19 protein-coding genes are annotated in these 18,384 nt (G+C 38.2%); 14 read left to right on the forward strand and 5 right to left on the reverse strand.

Annotated elements, in window-relative coordinates; translation table 11 throughout:
• Positions 1 to 8: 8 nt before the first annotated feature.
• A complete protein-coding gene (locus tag U735_RS0121985) occupies positions 9 to 3,407 on the reverse strand; it encodes a TonB-dependent receptor (RefSeq protein WP_051892285.1) in 3,399 nt (1,132 codons plus the stop codon).
• 127 nt (positions 3,408 to 3,534) lie between these two features.
• Entirely contained in the window at positions 3,535 to 4,620 is a 1,086-nt protein-coding gene (locus U735_RS0121990; RefSeq protein ID WP_146032774.1) for a FecR family protein, read from the reverse strand.
• 237 nt (positions 4,621 to 4,857) lie between these two features.
• Between U735_RS0121990 and U735_RS0121995 the strand changes: the two genes are divergently transcribed.
• The 9 genes from U735_RS0121995 (at position 4,858) to U735_RS0122035 (ending at position 10,601) form a co-directional block, all read left to right on the forward strand.
• On the forward strand, positions 4,858 to 5,406 hold the full coding sequence (locus U735_RS0121995) for an RNA polymerase sigma factor (RefSeq protein WP_031445884.1): 549 nt from the start codon (positions 4,858 to 4,860) through the stop codon (positions 5,404 to 5,406).
• A gap of 423 nt (positions 5,407 to 5,829) precedes the next feature.
• Positions 5,830 to 5,934 carry a hypothetical protein gene (locus U735_RS26040; protein ID WP_394357441.1) on the forward strand — a complete coding sequence of 35 codons (105 nt, stop codon included), beginning with the start codon at positions 5,830 to 5,832 and terminating at the stop codon, positions 5,932 to 5,934.
• 82 nt (positions 5,935 to 6,016) lie between these two features.
• A complete protein-coding gene (locus U735_RS26045) occupies positions 6,017 to 6,166 on the forward strand; it encodes a hypothetical protein (protein WP_232233307.1) in 150 nt (49 codons plus the stop codon).
• A gap of 370 nt (positions 6,167 to 6,536) precedes the next feature.
• Positions 6,537 to 7,298 carry an NIPSNAP family protein gene (locus U735_RS0122010; protein ID WP_031445885.1) on the forward strand — a complete coding sequence of 254 codons (762 nt, stop codon included), beginning with the start codon at positions 6,537 to 6,539 and terminating at the stop codon, positions 7,296 to 7,298.
• A 24-nt stretch (positions 7,299 to 7,322) separates the two neighbouring features.
• Positions 7,323 to 8,636 (forward strand): PQQ-dependent sugar dehydrogenase, encoded by a 1,314-nt coding sequence (locus U735_RS0122015; RefSeq protein WP_051892288.1) that lies wholly within the window; start codon positions 7,323 to 7,325, stop codon positions 8,634 to 8,636.
• Between the two features lie 63 nt (positions 8,637 to 8,699).
• On the forward strand, positions 8,700 to 8,912 hold the full coding sequence (locus tag U735_RS0122020) for a c-type cytochrome (protein WP_157365038.1): 213 nt from the start codon (positions 8,700 to 8,702) through the stop codon (positions 8,910 to 8,912).
• A gap of 33 nt (positions 8,913 to 8,945) precedes the next feature.
• On the forward strand, positions 8,946 to 9,332 hold the full coding sequence (locus U735_RS0122025; protein ID WP_031443504.1) for an ISAon1 family transposase N-terminal region protein: 387 nt from the start codon (positions 8,946 to 8,948) through the stop codon (positions 9,330 to 9,332).
• 22 nt (positions 9,333 to 9,354) lie between these two features.
• On the forward strand, positions 9,355 to 10,308 hold the full coding sequence (locus U735_RS0122030) for an ISAon1 family transposase (protein ID WP_031443503.1): 954 nt from the start codon (positions 9,355 to 9,357) through the stop codon (positions 10,306 to 10,308).
• 92 nt (positions 10,309 to 10,400) lie between these two features.
• A complete protein-coding gene (locus tag U735_RS0122035) occupies positions 10,401 to 10,601 on the forward strand; it encodes a c-type cytochrome (RefSeq protein ID WP_157365039.1) in 201 nt (66 codons plus the stop codon).
• Positions 10,602 to 10,867: 266 nt separating this feature from the next.
• Here U735_RS0122035 and U735_RS0122040 read toward each other — a convergent pair whose 3' ends face one another.
• The 3 genes from U735_RS0122040 to U735_RS24765 form a co-directional block, all read right to left on the reverse strand.
• Positions 10,868 to 12,124 carry a tyrosine-type recombinase/integrase gene (locus U735_RS0122040; RefSeq protein WP_031445889.1) on the reverse strand — a complete coding sequence of 419 codons (1,257 nt, stop codon included), beginning with the start codon at positions 12,122 to 12,124 and terminating at the stop codon, positions 10,868 to 10,870.
• Between the two features lie 656 nt (positions 12,125 to 12,780).
• Positions 12,781 to 12,984, reverse strand: coding sequence for a helix-turn-helix domain-containing protein (locus U735_RS26155; protein WP_316933042.1), 204 nt, complete (start codon positions 12,982 to 12,984; stop codon positions 12,781 to 12,783).
• Between the two features lie 9 nt (positions 12,985 to 12,993).
• A complete protein-coding gene (locus tag U735_RS24765; protein WP_316933034.1) occupies positions 12,994 to 13,692 on the reverse strand; it encodes an AraC family transcriptional regulator in 699 nt (232 codons plus the stop codon).
• A 289-nt stretch (positions 13,693 to 13,981) separates the two neighbouring features.
• Here U735_RS24765 and U735_RS0122055 point away from each other — a divergent pair, with 289 nt between their 5' ends.
• From U735_RS0122055 to U735_RS0122075, 5 genes are all read left to right on the forward strand, one after another.
• The gene (locus U735_RS0122055; protein WP_031445890.1) at positions 13,982 to 14,455 is read left to right on the forward strand and encodes a cupin domain-containing protein; all 474 of its coding nucleotides are present in this window, start codon (positions 13,982 to 13,984) and stop codon (positions 14,453 to 14,455) included.
• 135 nt (positions 14,456 to 14,590) lie between these two features.
• Positions 14,591 to 15,094 carry a flavodoxin gene (locus U735_RS0122060; protein ID WP_262482715.1) on the forward strand — a complete coding sequence of 168 codons (504 nt, stop codon included), beginning with the start codon at positions 14,591 to 14,593 and terminating at the stop codon, positions 15,092 to 15,094.
• A gap of 76 nt (positions 15,095 to 15,170) precedes the next feature.
• The gene (locus U735_RS0122065) at positions 15,171 to 15,635 is read left to right on the forward strand and encodes a (2Fe-2S)-binding protein (protein ID WP_031445892.1); all 465 of its coding nucleotides are present in this window, start codon (positions 15,171 to 15,173) and stop codon (positions 15,633 to 15,635) included.
• 16 nt (positions 15,636 to 15,651) lie between these two features.
• Positions 15,652 to 17,913 carry a xanthine dehydrogenase family protein molybdopterin-binding subunit gene (locus U735_RS0122070; protein WP_031445893.1) on the forward strand — a complete coding sequence of 754 codons (2,262 nt, stop codon included), beginning with the start codon at positions 15,652 to 15,654 and terminating at the stop codon, positions 17,911 to 17,913.
• Between the two features lie 17 nt (positions 17,914 to 17,930).
• A complete protein-coding gene (locus U735_RS0122075) occupies positions 17,931 to 18,353 on the forward strand; it encodes a putative quinol monooxygenase (protein ID WP_232233311.1) in 423 nt (140 codons plus the stop codon).
• Positions 18,354 to 18,384: the final 31 nt, after the last annotated feature.

Raw genomic sequence — 18,384 nt, forward strand, 5'->3', positions numbered from 1 at the left:
ATTTTTTTTTAAAATACTATGTTTAAACCTAAGCTCATGGTCTTTGTTTGTGGAAAGAACTGACTTCTACCTCTAGGGGTTTCAGGATCAAAAAGATTTTGGGCGGAAAATGTGACCATATTTTCTCCAGTTACATAAATTCTAAAGTTCGAAAAAATATTCTGGTCAATCGTATATCCCAATTGAAAGTTTTTTAGTCTTGCATATTTAGTATCTATCAACCAGAAATTCGATTTTACAATATCCCAATTGTTACCAGCTCTCGCTATCGGCCATGTTCCATTAGGATTTGTAACTGCGTCATAAGCGTTATCTGCCATTTCCTTAGGTATAAAGTTCTGATAAGCAGGCCCTTCCACTAAAGCACCATCCAACGTATGATATTGCTTTAGCACACCTTGCCAAAACATAGAAAAGTCAAAGCCTTTGTAGGAACCATTAAACCTAAAACCAAATTCATACCTAGGATCTTCATTTCCAATAATAATCTGATCTCCTCCGGGAGCAAGTGATTGTGATATAACCCCGTCGTTATTCACATCTTTGTAAATGATATTGCCAATTCCTGCAAGGGAACTTAAACGAGCGGGATACTGATCTAAATCGGCTTGGGTACGGTAAAGACCTGGTGAATCCAACCCTCTTAACGTATTAATAGAGTAACCCTCTTGCCATACCGTAAAACCATCAGGGAAATAAGGCCCTGCTCCATTCAAATCTTCAATCTTATTGATTACATCGGTAAAGTTAACACCAACTGAGTAATTGAAGCCATTGTCTGGTTTATAGGCACCCTGGTAATTTAAACTAATCTCGTAACCGTTATTTGAGACTGCCGCTGCATTTTGAACAGGAGCTCCTACCCCAATTGTACTGGAAATAGGCAATTGCAATAAAATATCATCTGTATATTTCCAAAAATACTCAGCCACAAATTCCAATCTGTTCTGCATAAAAGAAACATCAAGTCCAATATTTGTAACTGTTGCCGTTTCCCAAGTAATATTTGGATTTCCGGCCTGGGTTACAGCTGACCCGGAAACAGGGGTGCCACCAAATTGATAACCCTGATTCAGGTTGTATGTGTTTCTAAATTTATTGAGGCCAATATTCTGATTTCCCAATTGTCCCCAAGACCCTCTTAATTTGAGATTGCTGAGGACCGCACCATCTGACAAGTTTTCCATAAAAGACTCATTGGTTATATCCCAACCTGCCGAAACCGAAGGGAAGAAACCGTATCTATTACCATCTCCAAACCTTGATGAACCGTCAATTCTCAAATTAGCTTGCAACAAATAACGATCGCCAAAGGAATAGTTTACTCTGCCAAAAAAGGAACGAAGACGCCATTCTTCACGATATCCACTTATCTGTTGATTATCGGCTCCTCCGGCATTCAAATCTCTAAGATCATTGTTGAAGAAACCTTCCCTTTTTGCCGACACATATTTTAAGTTATTGTATATTTCCTCGTATCCAATAAGAGAACTAAGATCATGGGCACCAAATGTTTTTTCATAATCCAAGAATAACCGCTGGCTCAATTCACTTTCCTTAACATTAGCTTCGGTCAAACTATTGGTAGCAAACCAGCCTGATACCGTAGTGGGCTCCCCAGTAACGTAATTTTTCATTCCAGCTAGGCTATTCATAAAGGTCGATGTTCCTTGGTTATTATTTTTGAAGGTTACATTTCCCTTAAGGGTAAGGTCATCTGTGATCGTGTAATCAAATCCACCCTGTGCCACCACATCGTTCGAAATCCTTTTTGTTTCGCCCTCACTGGCCATTGCAGCGGCATTCCACTGTCCTGAAATTAGATCATAGGTACCATCAGGATACTCCATCACCACATTCCTGTTCATATGAAGTAGCGCCTGAACAATCTGTTGTCCTGCTATTCCGGAAGAGTTGATTGCATGTCCTGGCCCAGAAAAATCTCCGTTCCGGTACATAAGTCCAACCTTAAAGGTCAGTCTATCATTTGCATACAAATCCGCATTGATAAGCATACTAGTCCTTTTATTGTTGAAGTTTTTGATGACACCATCGGTATCGCTATAATTTAGTGAAGCAAAGATTTTTCCAATATCACCTCCACTAGAAATTGAAAAACCTTGTTGGTTCATTAGAGCACCGTTTCTGAAAATTCCTTCTTCCCATTTGGCAAATGGGTATTGTAAAGGATTGGTACCAGCAAGTACATTCGAAATATACTCCTCGGAATAAGTGGGATTTGCCCCTGCATTTATCTGTGCAGTGTTTTCCAACCTCATCCATGACTCATCATCGGCTTTTTCTGGAAAAAAACTTGGCTGCTGAAAACCAAATAAAGTGTTATAGGACAACGTTACCCCAGTTGAAGCTCCGCGTTTTGTAGTCACAAGAATAACTCCGTTTGCCGCTCTGGATCCGTAAATAGCAGCAGAAGCTGCATCTTTCAAAACTGAAATCGATTCTATATTTTGGGGTTCGACAGTACCAAGGGCCTGCTCAATACCATCTACCAAAACTAGGGGATTGGAATTGTTAAGTGTACCAACCCCACGAATCCTTATTTTTACATCTTCCACGCCAGGTGCACCTCCCGAATTAAAGACAGTTAAACCTGGCACTTGTCCTTGTAAGGCATTCGCTGTATTCGTTACAGGGCGTTGGGCAAGTTGATCCGTTGGTATAGTACTGATTGCCCCAGTAATCTTTTTCCTACTTTGGGTTCCATAACCCACTAAGATTACCTCATCCAATCCGGCAGCACTCTCCTCCAATGATATATTGATACTAGATTGGCCATTAAGACCTATTTCTTTAGTAGCAAAACCAAGGTACGAAATCACCAAAATGGCATTATCATCATTTATGGAAATAGAAAAATTCCCGTCAAAATCAGCCTGTGTACCATTAGTTGTACCTTTTTCAAGAATGTTTGCACCCGAAAGTGGTGCCCCGTTACTGTCTACAACAGTCCCACTTATAAATTTTTGTGGTTTCTCAATCTTATCAATTTTAGGAATTAGAGCGGACTTAATCTGCATGCCCGAATCCATTTTTTTTAAGATAATCTGTCTATCTATTATTTTATAGGAAATGTTTTTACCACGAAACAAATCAGTCAAAATCTTATCGATTTGTTGTTTGTTGACATGTAGGGAAACGAACGTTCCAGAATAGATAACATCTTGGTTGCCCAAAAACTTAAATTCACTTTTGGCCTCAATCTCTTCTAGTACCGCCATCAATTCTACCGAATCTAAGTCCAGCGAAATCCTTGCATTTTGGGAATAGCTATTGGCCTGAATCTTAAAAAGGGCGATAATTAAAAAAAGAGTGGTCAATTTCATTTTTAAACTGATATTGGGAAATAATGGATATATTTTGCCCAAACGAATAATATTTTTATTCATACTTTTGTATAGGTTATGTGGTTATTAAATTAATCACCTTTTACTATCGGGATATGTTAGAGCATATTCCGATTTTTTTTGTTTTAAGGTGTGCTAAAAATGAATTTCAATCATAGGCATTAAGTTTTTATGGTTTATTAATTATAATTTCATCCCCTACCCTTGTGAATGTAAAGGGAATACTACTCTGAAAATAAGTCATTACCTGTTCGATTGTTTCCGTATCGAACTTTGCAAAAAATCGTTGACTATCTAGAAAATTGTAATTATTTGTAATCGATACATTATAATGTCTTTCCAATACTTTTAAAATTTCAGGGAATGGCCTTACCTTAAAAATGATTTGTCCATTTATCCAAGACGTATATTCATTAACGTCGATTATGGCAATTTCCATGCTATTTTTAGATTTATTCCATGTGGCAATATGTCCCGGAGACAGTAAGAATTTATTGTTATCTGCACCTAATTCACCTACCTTATACACTTCGACAGATCCTTCAACCAACACTGCACTAGCAGCTTCATCGTCTTGATATGCACTTATATTAAACTTGGTTCCCAACACGCGAATATCAATTTCATCAGTATTAACTATAAATGGAGCCGTTTTGCTTTTGGTCACTTCAAAGAAGGCCTCACCCTTCAAAAAAACCTTTCTATCACCATCTTTTAAGAATTTAACAGGATACTTAAAACTTGTACCTGAATTGACGTGGACTACTGTGCTGTCTGATAAAACCAACTTTATTTTCTTTCCATAGGGAACAACCAATTCATTATAAGTAAGAGTTTGATTTAATGGATTCTCCGAGTCTCTTTCCTTCACATTCTTATAATCTAATTCGCCTCCATTTTGTTTACCTATGACCTTGCCGGCACTATTAACAATTTCTAGACTACCATCCTCCTTGATCACTTGAATTTTGCCATTCTCTTGTTTTAAAGTAATAGAGTTCTCATCAATATAGGTTTCATCCGAATTTCCAATAGTTAAATACATAATATAACCTAGGCCCAACATACCTATGAGAACGGCTGCCCTTTGAAACCATACAGAATTTGAACGTCTTTTGTTTATACTATGGCCTTCTAGTTTATTCAAAAGTAAAGAATACTCCTTTTTCAAATCTACCTCTTGCAAACCCAAGTTGATATAATAGTGCCTTTCTAAAATAGCTTTAAATTTGGTTTGGTTTTTTTCTTTTTCCAACCAAATCCTTAATTTCTCTCTTTCGACACCATCAATGGAATCGTTTAAATATTTGTCTATTAATTTTATCAATTTACTTTTCTGTTAATTATTTGACACATTAAATTGCGTATTCATATCTAGAACGAATAGAAAACAAATAACCCTTAAAAAAATTGAAAATATTGTTCATATTTGTAAAAAACTAGGTAAATTTATAAACCAAACCTTATATTCAAAGGAGACATTTCATCAAATATGCTGCACAAAAAAGATGTCTTTAAAATAGTATTTGAGAAACTTTACGGACCATTGCTAGCGTATACCAAAACACTTACCAACAATCAGGAACAAGCCAAGGACATTGTCCAAAATTGTTTTATTACTTTATGGCAAAAACGTCCCGATTTATTGGAAAGTCCCACATTGAAGAGCTTTTTATTCACCTCCGCATATAATTCCTTCATAGATCTATACCGAAAAAATCAACGAAAAAATAAAATCTTGGATGATCTGAAATATAGCATGGCCAAGGAAAGTATAATTGAAGAAGACACTAACGTTGATTTAAAGATTAAAAAATTATTACGAATTATTAGCGAATTGCCGCCCAAGTGCAAGGAAATATTAATACTTAATAAAAGGGATGGTTTAAAATATAAGGAGATTGCTTTGATACTTAATGTGTCCGAAAAAACCGTGGAAAGTCAGATGCGTATTGCATTTAAAAAGATTAGGGAAGAATTTAAAAATGATAAGCAATTTTTTATAGTAATTATAAATGGGGTTTCTAAGTATTTAGGTTAACTACCACTACTTTATTTTCCAATGTGCTAAACACTAATTGCGCTTTTGAAATGAGATTGTTAGGTCCTGAAAACTTAAAGTTTTTCGACCTTATTAATGAAAACTGCTTGTAGATTGCATTGAAATTATAACTAACAATAGTGAACACAAAACTGAACACGTTTTGGAACACCTTTTTATAAATTAGCAATTGGGAGGTCCCGTATTTAGGGAGTTGTGAAAAACAAGCGGAAATTCACAAATCGTCAACCAAAAAATAGCACTTTGCAAAGACACATGATACTGGCCTACACTTTACTGGTTTGAATCCCCTAGAAAATTGTCGATTATCAGAAGAAATATGGTTTCCCAAATAAAAACTACGATAACTACACAGATTTTGATGAAATTAAAGAAAATAAGGACAATGATGCAGTATACATCATAATCCCTAATGTGCTCCATAAAGATTTCACTATTAGGGTTTCTAAGGCCGGAAAGCATGTGATATGCAAAAACCATTGGCCATCAACGCCAAAGAAAACTTAGAAATGGTAGATGCTTGCAAAATGGCCTAAGCAAAATTGTTGATAGGATATTTAGGATGAACTTTGAGCCCAAAACTTTAGAGGTGATACGTATATACAAAGCGGAAGAATTCGGAAAAATCATTTCTTTCAAGACCTATCAAGCTTTCGGATTGGTGATCCAAGACATGTCGGTTAAATTAGAAATTGGCCGAAGAAGGTTCTATGATGGACATTGGAATTTACTTCATTAACGGTGCGAGATATATGGTGTACGTGGAGCCCATATGGGTTACGGCTCAGGAAACAAAGACCGATCCAATAAAATTCAAGGAAGTTGTTGACTAGACCATAAAGTACCCAAGGGGCTTCCATCAAAACGTGCAAATGGATGAAATAGCCCGTAAATATTGGAGAACAACTTGCCAAATGTGCCACTTGACCATGAAGAAGGGGTTAAGGGCATGAAGAAAGTGGACGACATATCTAAAGTGGCAAAAATGGGAGAAAATATTATTTTTATAAAACATGAATAGCACCGAATTAATTTCACTATTTTGGCATCTATTTAAGTATAAAATGCCGTTCCTACCGAGGGAGCAGAAATCAGTAAACAACTACTAAATGAAAAGAAGAAAATTCATGTATGCCGCTATGGCGGCAGGCGCCTTACCCATGACCACGATGGCCAATCCCACCGTTTTAGCAATGGAAAATGAAAAGGAACTATATGAAATCAGGACTTATGAGGCTAAGTTCGGGGGTAATAAACAATTGCTCAAGGATTATTTAAATCAAGTACTCGGTCCATCCTTGAAAAGACTGGGGGCGAATAACTTTATGATTTTGGGCGAATTGGGTAATTCGGACCCAACCAAACTTTGGGTAATTATTGGATATCCCAACGGTAATGCCTTTCTAAAAGCCCAAAACTTGCAAAATGATGCAGGATACAAGGCAACCGCAGCCGAATATAATGCTTTGACCCAAGATCAAACCCTTTACAACCGATTTAACTCGTCCTTGTTATTGGCTTTCGACGGAATGCCTAAAATGGTGGATCCGATTAATGGGGCGCCCCTATTCGAGTTAAGAACTTATGAGGGATACAGTGAAGATGCAGTACGGCGTAAGATAAAGATGTTTAATGAGGGGGAAATTGACATATTTTTGGAGACAGGTCTCCATCCGGTATTTTTCGGAGAAATGATTATAGGTCCTTACAGGCCTTGTTTAACCTATATGATTAATTTCAAGGATATGGAAGAACACGACGCCAACTGGAAGAAGTTTGGTTTACATCCGGATTGGAAAGCTATGAGCGGTATGGATGAATACTCCAATACGGTATCCAATATCAGAAAAGTGTTTTTGAAGCCTTTATAGTACAGCAAATTTAAACCTAAAATAATGAGTATATTTTCGTCCAAAACATTTCTATTTATAAAATATTTAGGCTATATGCTGATGGTGTTACTACTGCTTGCCTCCTGCAAGGAGAATGGTAAAAATGGGGACAAGTCATCCAATTTAATTATAAGTCCCGATAATGCAGGTTTAACGGTTCCAAAAGGATTTAAGGTAATCAAGGTTGCCGATTCCATAGGGAAGCCTAGACATATCGCAGTTGGTGCCAACGGAGGTATTTATGTTAAATTAAGGCAACCGATCAATGGCAAGGGCATCCTATATTTAGAGGACAACAATGGTGACGGTATTGTCGATACGGAAGAAGGATTTGGGGATTATGGTGGTACAGGAATTTATTTGGACAATAATTTCCTTTATGCATCCTCCGATGAGGCCGTTTTTCGCTACCCGATTAATAGTGCGGGAAAAGTATCCAACACCACTCCAGATACTTTGATAACAAATTTGATTGCAGGAAGGACTCACGCCACCAAATCAATTACCCTTGACGGTGCTGGAAATATTTATGTCAATATCGGGGCGTATTCAAATGCCTGCCAGGAACAGGATAGAACTATTGGTTCCCCAGCCATGATGCCTTGCAAGATCCTTGATTCGGCAGGGGGGATTTGGCGATTCCGTGCAGATAAATTTAACCAATCCTATGGAGAAGGCTTAAGATTTGCTACAGGCCTGCGTAACGTAATGGGATTGGATTGGAACAAGGAGATAAATAAGTTATTCGTGGCCCAACATGGCAGGGACATGCTGAATACACTTTTTCCAGATCTTTATGATAGTAAAACCTCCGCAGAACTTCCTGCCGAAACCATGTATATGCTCGAGGAAGGCGATGATGCAGGCTGGCCTTATATATACTACGACCATCTCCAGAAAAAAAAGATACTGGCACCTGAGTATGGGGGCGACGGCACAAAAACCGGTGGAGAGAACGCCTTAGATCCCGTGGCAGCTTTCCCTGCCCATTTGGCGCCTAACGCCCTACTTTTTTATACTGGTGACATGTTTCCTCCAAAATACAAGAATGGTGCTTTTATAGCCTTTCATGGTTCATGGAACCGAGCACCGGAGAAGCAAGCAGGTTATATGGTTGCTTTCGTACCCTTTGAAAATGGAAAACCAAATGGTGATTGGGAAGTTTTCGCTGACGGTTTTGCAGGCCAAGACGAAATTTTTGCCCCAGATTCTGCTAACCATAGGCCAACTGGCTTGGCGCAAGGACCTGATGGATCATTATACGTTTCTGATGATCAAGGAGGGACATTGTTCAGAATTATTTATAACGATAATTAGTTAATGCTTCTAAATGTAAATCTTGGATGGCGTTGTTTTTTTGTTTTTTTGCTCTGTATTATTATGGGATGCAATGAAGTAAAAAAAGGAAAAACGAACATTTCTGGAAATGATAATCCGATTATTCTAGAAGTTCCTGAACCTGAGATCGAAGCCAAGGTTGTTGCGCAAATATTACAGGGTGAAAAAGTGTATATGCAATACTGTTTGGTATGTCATCAGGAGACTGGGGGCGGTGTTTCTGGGGATCAAGAACAAAAGTTGGGTCTAAAGTGAATAATTTATTTCTTTGCACTTTAAATTTAAGGGATGGACAAAGGAACCGATTTATCGTTATTGAGCTTATTTTTACCAGAGGGATTACTCGACTTTTTTGATATCGTCGGCTTTGAACAAAAACCGATAAAGAATCCCTTGTACGACAATCGGTTGACTGTATTTTTAGAGGAGAAAAAGCAGATACCGGAGCGTTACAAAGAGCACACCTTTAAGGCCAGTGGCTTTATGGAGCCCAGGGTCATCGATGATTATCCGATCCGCAGCAATCTGGTCAGCTTGAGCCTCAAGCGCAGGCGCTGGGATGTCCTGGTGGATGGAAAGTGGACCAAGACCAGCCGTGATTGGGATGATTTTATTGCACAGGGGACCCGCATGTCAAAGGAGTTCGCTGCTTTTTTAAAAGAGATCAACGGATAATACGGCCCTGAGCGGCCAACAACTGGGGTCTCTCTTCGGGGTAAATGGCAAGAAACTCCAGCGACAGTACAGGGATTATCTGAGCGAGTTCAAGGACTGGGAGCAAAAGGGGCATGCCAAACAATGGCTCGTCTTTCCCGAAAATATGGGACCTTACCTGTCCATTGACGAAACGGCACTCTCCAAAGGGGAGCTCTACACCATAATCACCAACAAAAAGGCCAAGGGAAAAAAAGGGTCCATAGTGGCCATATTCTCCGGCACCAAGGTGGAACCTATCATAGAACAACTAATGAAGATACCCACCAAGAAAAGGGCCAGGGTCAAGGAAATCACCCTGGATATGGCAAACTCCATGAAGACCATCGCCAAAAAATGCTTCCCCAAAGCCGTACAGGTCACCGACAGGTTCCACGTACAGAAGCTGGCAATAGAGGCGCTCCAAGATCTTCGTATCAAATACCGATGGGAAGCTTTGGATCAAGAAAATGAACAGATAAAGCTATCTAGAGTAGCCGACAAAGAATTTAAACCTGTAACTTTTTCTAATGGTGACAGCTCAAAACAACTCCTGGCCAGGAGTAGATATCTACTGTATAAATCCCCAGATAAATGGACTCCAAATCAGAAAGAGAGGGGACAGATATTGTTTAATGAATACCCAGAATTAAAGAAAGCTTATGGACTTGTTCAAGGCTTGAGGAATATTTTTAACCAAGCCATAGATATTAAAGTAGCTTACACCAAACTAGCCCACTGGTACAAAGATGTAGAGGAGTCAGGATTTAAGAGCTTCCAAACGGTAGCCAATAGTATTGCTTTAAATTACCGCTCTGTACTCAACTATTTTTTAAACAGAAGTACAAATGCTTCAGCAGAATCCTTTAATGCCAAAGTAAAGGCTTTTAGATCACAATTTAGGGGAGTCAGGAATACGGAATACTTCTTATATCGCTTGATTAAATTATATTCTTAAAATGGTAAAAACCCAGATTTTGGACTTGATCCGTTTCTGGCCTTAATCCTCCCTTGCAGGACACTGAATATGTCTTAGGAGAAAAAAATCGGTTGATTGAAATTTTAACTAAAGGGTCCAATGTTGGTTTGTCAATAAAAGGAAACACCTATTCCAACGCCATGCCTGGGTTTGGAAACTTAAGTGATGATGATATTGCGAATGTGGCAACTTACATACGCAATAGTTTTGGAAATAGGGCTGACCCGATTACAAAAGAAGAAGTATCCCAGTATAAGCTTGTGTACGATTAAATGCCAATAAACTTTGCGCAAGTGTCCTTTTAATTTTATTTGGCCTCAAACATGATAATCAAAAATCAGCGTAGTTTTATAAAAAGAATGCTCGCTTTTACAAGATGCCAAATTTCAAATTTAGAACAATAAATCACCAAATTGACGAATTTTCTTTAGAACATTAAGAATAAAGAATAGTTCACCTAAAAGATTAATTTCAAAATCTATATCATGGATCTAACGACTTTTAAATTATTAGAATCCAATTTTCATTGAATAACTACTTAGGAAACAACAAGCTCATTTGCCTCATCCAACACATTATTTGTAAAGCTTTTCAAATAAATTTCTGTAGTCCTTAAAGAATTATGCCCTAAGCCTTCACTTATAATCTCGGTTGATATCCCCATATATTTGGCTATAGTGGCCCAAGAATGACGGATTGTATAGGTAGTAAATGCCTCTTCTATACCCGCATCATTGGCGATGATTTTAAGGTAACCGTTCATTCTTCTTCGTAAGGATTTGTATTTTTCATAACTCTTTGTACTTCCATCATAATTCGCAGGGAATAAATAATCATTTTCCGTTTTGTCCCGTAAATAGAAACATAAAATTTCTTTAAGTTCATCCGTAATACGAACAGAGAGCTGGTCTCCCGTTTTACTCCTTCCATAGAATATACGGTCATTGACAAGGTCCTTTACCTGAAGTTTTACCAAATCTACAAAATTCATTCCCCTACAGTTAAACATGATAAGGGTATAATTTTTGGCATGCCAGATTGGAGATCCTTTTTTATAGTTCAGATTCCTAATCTTCATGAAATTCATTTTTACAATTGCCTTCTTTTTAGTGCGTCGGGTAGTAGGTATTCTAAAGTGTTCGAAGGGATTTTTTTTTGTCACAAATTGATCTTCTTTGATAGCACTATTATAAATTGCCCTTATAGCCCGCATATAGGAGCTAATAGCATTATTTGAATTGCCTTTTGACTCATGTTCTATTTGAAAATCTTTTAAAAATGTGACATTGATTTCATCCAATCTCAGTACTTTATTAAGGTTAAATTTGTTGAAAGCATTTATCCCATTATTGTACCATTCGGCAGTACCAGGTTTATTGGATTTCAATTTTCTGTCGATTATTACCTTTCCCCATTCAGATAAGGTAAGTCCATTTTCCACTTCTTGCCGTATAGTGATATCATTGGTTTTTTTCCAAGCTTTTCTTATAAATCCAACTAGAATATCAGGTCCAATCAAATCTATACTTTCATCAAGTTCAACAATAAGCTTTCTTGCAATATGCAGTTTGTCATAAATAATTTCGTTGACTTCGGAACAGTCAAAATGTTCATTATTGGCAGCAGATTTTTTAATTTTCATCAATTTATCATCCCAGGCACTGGGTGAGGTACTATATGATAGACGAATAATTCTTGTTTTACGATGAAATAGACGAATCGCTATTGGAAATAGTCCAGTACTTGCACTTTTTGCCGATTTTCTTGTGTCCAAAACTAATCTTACCTTGGCCATTTTTCTTGCTCTTTTCTTAAAGTTAATGAAAAATAAGGCTCACTTTAGGCTCACTTTTTCTTCATACCATTTGATATCAAATGATAAATAATAATTCTAAATGCTTATAATTTATTGACAATCAATAACTTATATAATTATTTAGAATAAAACATATTAGATAATTTGAGTCTGGCAGGCAAGAGGTCACCGGTTCGACTCCGGTATTCTCCACCAATAAACACGAAGCTTCAAGAGTTTTTAACTTTTGAAGCTTTTTTCATTTGCACGCAATTTGCACGCGCAATATGTTAAAAATTAATTTGATATCAAATGATATTATTTGGTGTCTAATTATAACAAATGTGTTTCATAGCCTTTTTGTTTTCGATATTCAATACATATTTTAGATCCTTCAAAGGTTAAAATGGGATTTACTAAACAACTCCAATGGCCTCAAGAAATTCTATGTGAACTTAATGATAAATACATTTTGAAAAGTTTGAACCTACTACCATATTTAGTTCCGTAAAAGGTGAATTAACGAAACTACTAAATGCAACGACAAATGGAACTGGGGACGAATATTTGTGGATTGTGCTTGAACAGTACCGTGAAAAGGCCGTTTTTTGGGGCCATGAAAAACATATCGGATAGAATTGTGGATTTTGATTAATTCAATTCATCTGCCGAAACTCGTTCGGCGAATGCCCTACTTTCTGTTTGAACAAACGGCTAAAGTGCTGTGGATATTTAAAACCTAATTCATAGGCAATCTCGCTGACCGATTTATTGGGATCAAAGACCTTTTCCTTGGCCACGTCAATAAGTTTGTTCTGTATATATTCCTGGGCAGAATAGCCCGTTTCTTTTTTGACCAGATCTCCAAATTAGTTTGCACTTAAATGCAAATGTTCGGCAAAATAACTTACGGAGGGCAGTCCATGTTTTCGGGGTTTTTCAGAATTGAAATATTCGTTCAAAAGAGTTTCAAAATTTTCCAAAGAACTTTGGTGAGCTACTTCGCGAGTCAAAAACTGCCGATCATAAAATCGCAGGCAGTAATCTAAAAACAGTTCTATGTTGGCAACAATCAATTTCTTGCTGTGTTTGTCCAGATTTTGCTCCAGTTCATATTGAATTTTATCGATCAAGCTTAAAAGGATCTTGCGCTCTTTGGCGGACAAATGTAACGCCTCATGGCTGGCATACGAGAAAAAACTATACTGATTCATTTTTCTGGCCAAATCCGTACCTAACAATAAATCAGGATGAATAATCATAGCATAGCCCTTGGGCTTATAATCGGGGTCGTAGTCGCCAAATTCCACATTTTGGCCTGGGGCCATAAAAACAAGGGTGCCTTCATCATAATCATAGTCTTTACCGCCATATTTCAATTTGCAGCCCTCGGCATCCTTTAAAAAAATTGCAAAGCATTTAAAATGAAAACCATCATATTCGGGTTTTGTATAGCCGGATTCATCCACATAGTTAAAATCGACAATACCGACCAAAGGATGCAATACCCTAGAATTGCGCAATTTCAAATAATCGGCAACTGTATTGATTTCTAAAATGTTCTGCATGATCTTCTAAATTTTCAGTTAAAGATAAGTTACTGATTGCCAGATTAGCAAACCAATCGCTTTCAATCTGTAATAATGGTACGAATATCCGTAATTTGGGTATTACAATTCCTATTTTCTTTAGGTATTTTTGAATGGAGTAAAATTAAAGTGAGATGAGAATGATTTTATTTAGAACACCTCTGACTTCAGTTTTGGAAGTAGTAGTAAAAGAATCAATAAAAGGAGGCAACTATAAATGAGTTCTTTAATAGTAAACTAAAAGAAGAATAAATAAAGGATATAAAAAATGAAAAATCTAATTACGACATTACTTATTATTATCCCCCTAGGTACTTTTGCCCAACAAGATGATTATGCTATCTCGTCTTATCAAGACGAGGGCTTTAAGGCTCCAAATACACATTATATTGGTGAGGCCTGGTTAAATGGAGTACTAGAAGTAGAGGGAGACTTAAACTTTCACATAACCAAAGCCAACTTTAAGGCAAATTCTACGCTGGACTGGCACAAGCACGCCTCCGCTCAAGTTTTGATTTATGTTGAGGGCGAAGGCTACTATCAGGAAAGAGGAAAAGAGCCAATCATTGTTAAAGAAGGTGATGTCCTTAAATGTGAAAAAGATATAGAGCATTGGCATTCTTCCACCAAAGAAAATGATGTTACTTATTTAGCTATATATGGAGGAGAAAATCCGACCACTTGGACCGAGGTCCTTACTCAAGAATATTATGATGATGTCGCTGAAAAACTCAGTAAATAAGTACGGTTACACTTTCAAGACCTTTTGAATTAATTTTCTATGAATAAAATAAGAATTTCTCTAAAAACTATTTTATTCACTTGTATAATTTTTTGTATTCTGAATCTAAAACCGCAAGAGTCAGACAAGACTTGTATAGTCTATTTATCACGAACCAACAACACCAAAGCGGTTGCCGAAATGATACAGCAAGAGGTAGGCGGGGATTTGATTCCTGTAGAACTTCAAAACCCCTATACTGCAGATTATAACGCTATTGTAAAACAAGTTTCTGAAGAAAACGAAAGTGGTTTTCTACCTCCTTTGAAAATTAAGTTAGAGCTAGCTAAATATAACACTATATTTTTGGGTTTTCCTACATGGGGGATGCAGTTGCCACCCCCTGTAAAAAGTTTTTTAAATGATAACAATTTAACGGGTAAGACCGTCATTCCTTTTAATTCTCACGGAGGATACGGGTTGGGAAGCAGCTTACGAACAATAGGGAAATTGTGCCCTAACAGCACCATATTGGAAGTATTCTCCATTAAGGGAGGAATAGAACGCGATGGCGTTTATTTGTACATTAAGGAGGATAGGGTGGTAGAAGTAAAATCTGAAGTGAAAAATTGGCTTCAAAAGATTGGTATGCTACGGTAGTATTTAACGGTGCCATATCATACCGAAAACAATAAATTTTGTAAATTCAACAAATTCATATACTTACACGAAAATCATGGCAAACTTCAATCTAAAAATCAATGGAAAAACCCAAGTAGTAGATATAGATCCCACTACTCCTATGCTTTGGGTTTTACGTGATCATCTAAAATTAGTAGGCACAAAATACGGCTGCGGTATTGCCCAATGTGGTGCCTGTACGGTACATTTGGGTGACAATGCGGTTCGCTCCTGTCAACTTCCGGTTTCAGCGGTTGGTGAACAAGAAATCACAACCATTGAAGGTTTGTCTGAAAACGGCGATCATCCAGTTCAAAATGCTTGGATGGAAATTGATGTACCTCAATGTGGTTATTGCCAAGCAGGACAGATAATGTCAGCCTCCGCCTTATTGAAAAGAAATCCTAATCCTTCTGATGAAGAAATTGAATCTGCCATGAACGGTAATATCTGTCGCTGCGGAACGTATACAAGAATTAAAAAGGCAATTAAAACAGCCGCAAATACCGAAGGCGTTTAATTAGAAAAATTAGAAGATGACAAAGATAAACACACACATTGGACGTAGGGCTTTTATTAGGAATACCAGTTTGGCAAGTGGGGGATTGGTACTTGGATTTAGTTTTTTAAATTCCTGTAAGCCAGAACAGGCCAAGGAAACGGCCGGTATGGAAATGCCCAAAGAATGGTTCGAGATGAACTCTTATCTTAAAATTGGTGATAATGGTATCGTAACCATCTATACGCCCAATCCGGAATTTGGTCAGAATATAAGGACATCCATGCCAATGTTGGTGGCAGAAGAGTTAGATGTGGACTGGAAAAACGTACTAGTTGAACAGGCACCATACCATTCAGAAAAGTATGGATTTCAATTCACGGGGGGCAGTAGGGGAATAAGTGCTAGATGGCAACCCCTTAGAATGGCAGGTGCAACCGCTAGGCATATGTTAAAAGAAGCGGCTGCACAAACATGGCAGGTTCCCGTAGAAGAAATTATTGCGGAGGCTGGGGTATTGCAACATGCCGCCACGAAAAAATCGGCCGGTTATGGGGAAATGGCTTCGGTTGCAGCGACACTAGATGTGCCAGAAGAAGTGCAATTGAAAGAAGTAAAAGATTTTAAACTGATAAGTAGCTCACAAAAAAATGTAGATGCGAAAAGAATTGTTACCGGTGCGCCTTTGTTTGGAATGGATCTTCAAAAGGAAGGAATGTTAATCGCCATGATCGTACATCCGCCTGCTTTTGGCATGACTTTAAAATCGGTTGATGGTGAAACGGCCAAAGCCATGCCGGGCATACAGGATGTAGTTACCATTAAAAGCTTTAAAGACGGGTTTGAAAAAGGCGGGTTCGATACGAACGCTTTTCCCGAATTGGTGGCAATTGTGGGTAACTCTACATGGGAGGTCATGCAGGCGAAGAAAAAGTTAAATGTGGAATGGCAACCCACTTCTGCCTTTTCAGAAACAATCGCCGGATTTAGAGGTAAAGAAACGAGAAATGTACCTGCTGGACTGGAATCCACAACCGCTCATAAAGCACAAATGGAAATACTGGCGGCCAAGCCAGGAAAGATTGTTCGCAAAGATGGTAGCCCAGAGGATGCCTTTAAAAATGCAGCAAAAATAGTGGAAAGAAGCTATTCGGCCCCTTTTCTTGCCCACAATAGTATGGAGCCTTTAAATGCTTTCGCGCATGTGGAAGGTGATAAAGTGAAAATAGCGGCCCCAATTCAGATTCCGGCCTTTATTATTCCTACCATAGCCAGCAGTTTGGGAATATCACAAGAAAATATTGAAATGGAAATGCCTAGGATGGGTGGCGGTTTTGGGCGTAAGGCCTATGCCCACTTTGTGGTCGAAGCGGCCCTGATTTCCCAAAAAGTAAATGCTCCGATCAAGTTGGTGTACAGCCGTGAAGACGATATGACAAACGGTATTTATCGACCTGCATATCAGGCTACCTATCGCGCCGCTTTGGATGAAAACAATAAATTGACGGCATTACATGTTAAGGCGGGCGGTGTCCCAGAGAGCCCATTGTTCGCAAATCGTTTTCCTGCCGGAGCCATTGATAATTATATGGCCGAAGAATGGACCATTGATTCTAACATTACCATAGGTGCCTTTAGAGCTCCAAGATCTAATTTTATGGCCGGTGCAGAACAGGCATTTTTGGATGAAGTGGCGGAAGCCATGGACAAAGACCCTATTCAATTTAGATTGGACCTATTAAAAAGGGCTAAAGAAAATCCGGTCGGTGAGGCTAATGAATATGATGCCGATCGCTACGCTGGAGTTTTGGAATTGGTTCGGGAAAAATCGGATTGGAAAGAAAATGATACAACACTGCATCGAGGGGTGTCTGCCTATTTTTGCCATAATTCCTATGCGGCCCATGTACTGGATCTACGAATGGAGAACGGAAAACCTGTTGTCGAAAAAGTATGTTGCGCGATTGATTGCGGGGTAGTAGTAAATCCTGATGCGGCCACGAACATGGCGGAAGGTGCCATAACCGATGGTGTGGGAAATGCCCTTTTTGGCGAATTGACCTTTGAGGACGGGGTGCCCCAGAAAAATAATTTCCACCAATATCAAATGATCCGTATGAAAGAAGCACCAAATGAAATCGATGTGCATTTTGTGCAGAATGAAATTGACCCAACAGGTATGGGGGAGCCTCCGTTTCCTCCTGTATTTGGAGCTATGGCCAATGCATTGTATAAAGCAACGGGTACAAGGTACTATAAACAACCATTCATAACTGACAAACCCCCTCTGGTTGGATAACTTTATCTAAATATTCTATGGGATACCAAAAAGTAATTTTATCCTTTGTGACAACAATGATCTTCTCGTTTTCCGGGCTAGCACAGGTAAGTGATGATGCAACAATAAATGAAAACATGATGGTCAGGATTGCAGCCCTAGAAATATATCCTGAATATCTAGAGGAATATAAGGACATTTTAAAGGAAGAGTCTGAAGCCTCTGTACGTTTGGAACCGGGTGTAATGTGCATTTATCCCGTGTACCAGAAAGAGCATCCCAACCAAATTCGTTTACTGGAGATCTATGCAGATACCAATGCGTACCAATCGCATTTAAAAACCCCGCATTTTCTAAAGTATAAAACCTCCACCCTAAAAATGGTGAAGCACTTGGAACTGATCGATATGGAATCGATGGACCCAGAATCCATGCCATCTATCTTTACCAAATTAGAATAAAAACAGAATAAAAACAGAATAAAAACATTAA

The sequence above is a fragment of the Arenibacter algicola genome (assembly GCF_000733925.1).
GTDB lineage: Bacteria > Bacteroidota > Bacteroidia > Flavobacteriales > Flavobacteriaceae > Arenibacter > Arenibacter algicola.

Coding starts and splice junctions, on each gene's coding strand:
- U735_RS0121985 (WP_051892285.1), bottom strand. CDS start 3,407: ATGAATAAAAATATTATTCGTTTGGGCAAAATATATCCATTATTTCCC.
- U735_RS0122075 (WP_232233311.1), top strand. CDS start 17,931: ATGGGATACCAAAAAGTAATTTTATCCTTTGTGACAACAATGATCTTC.
- U735_RS0122015 (WP_051892288.1), top strand. CDS start 7,323: ATGAGTATATTTTCGTCCAAAACATTTCTATTTATAAAATATTTAGGC.
- U735_RS0122010 (WP_031445885.1), top strand. CDS start 6,537: ATGAAAAGAAGAAAATTCATGTATGCCGCTATGGCGGCAGGCGCCTTA.
- U735_RS0122020 (WP_157365038.1), top strand. CDS start 8,700: ATGGGATGCAATGAAGTAAAAAAAGGAAAAACGAACATTTCTGGAAAT.
- U735_RS0122070 (WP_031445893.1), top strand. CDS start 15,652: ATGACAAAGATAAACACACACATTGGACGTAGGGCTTTTATTAGGAAT.
- U735_RS0122025 (WP_031443504.1), top strand. CDS start 8,946: ATGGACAAAGGAACCGATTTATCGTTATTGAGCTTATTTTTACCAGAG.
- U735_RS0122055 (WP_031445890.1), top strand. CDS start 13,982: ATGAAAAATCTAATTACGACATTACTTATTATTATCCCCCTAGGTACT.
- U735_RS0122040 (WP_031445889.1), bottom strand. CDS start 12,124: ATGGCCAAGGTAAGATTAGTTTTGGACACAAGAAAATCGGCAAAAAGT.
- U735_RS0122065 (WP_031445892.1), top strand. CDS start 15,171: ATGGCAAACTTCAATCTAAAAATCAATGGAAAAACCCAAGTAGTAGAT.
- U735_RS0121995 (WP_031445884.1), top strand. CDS start 4,858: ATGCTGCACAAAAAAGATGTCTTTAAAATAGTATTTGAGAAACTTTAC.
- U735_RS24765 (WP_316933034.1), bottom strand. CDS start 13,692: ATGCAGAACATTTTAGAAATCAATACAGTTGCCGATTATTTGAAATTG.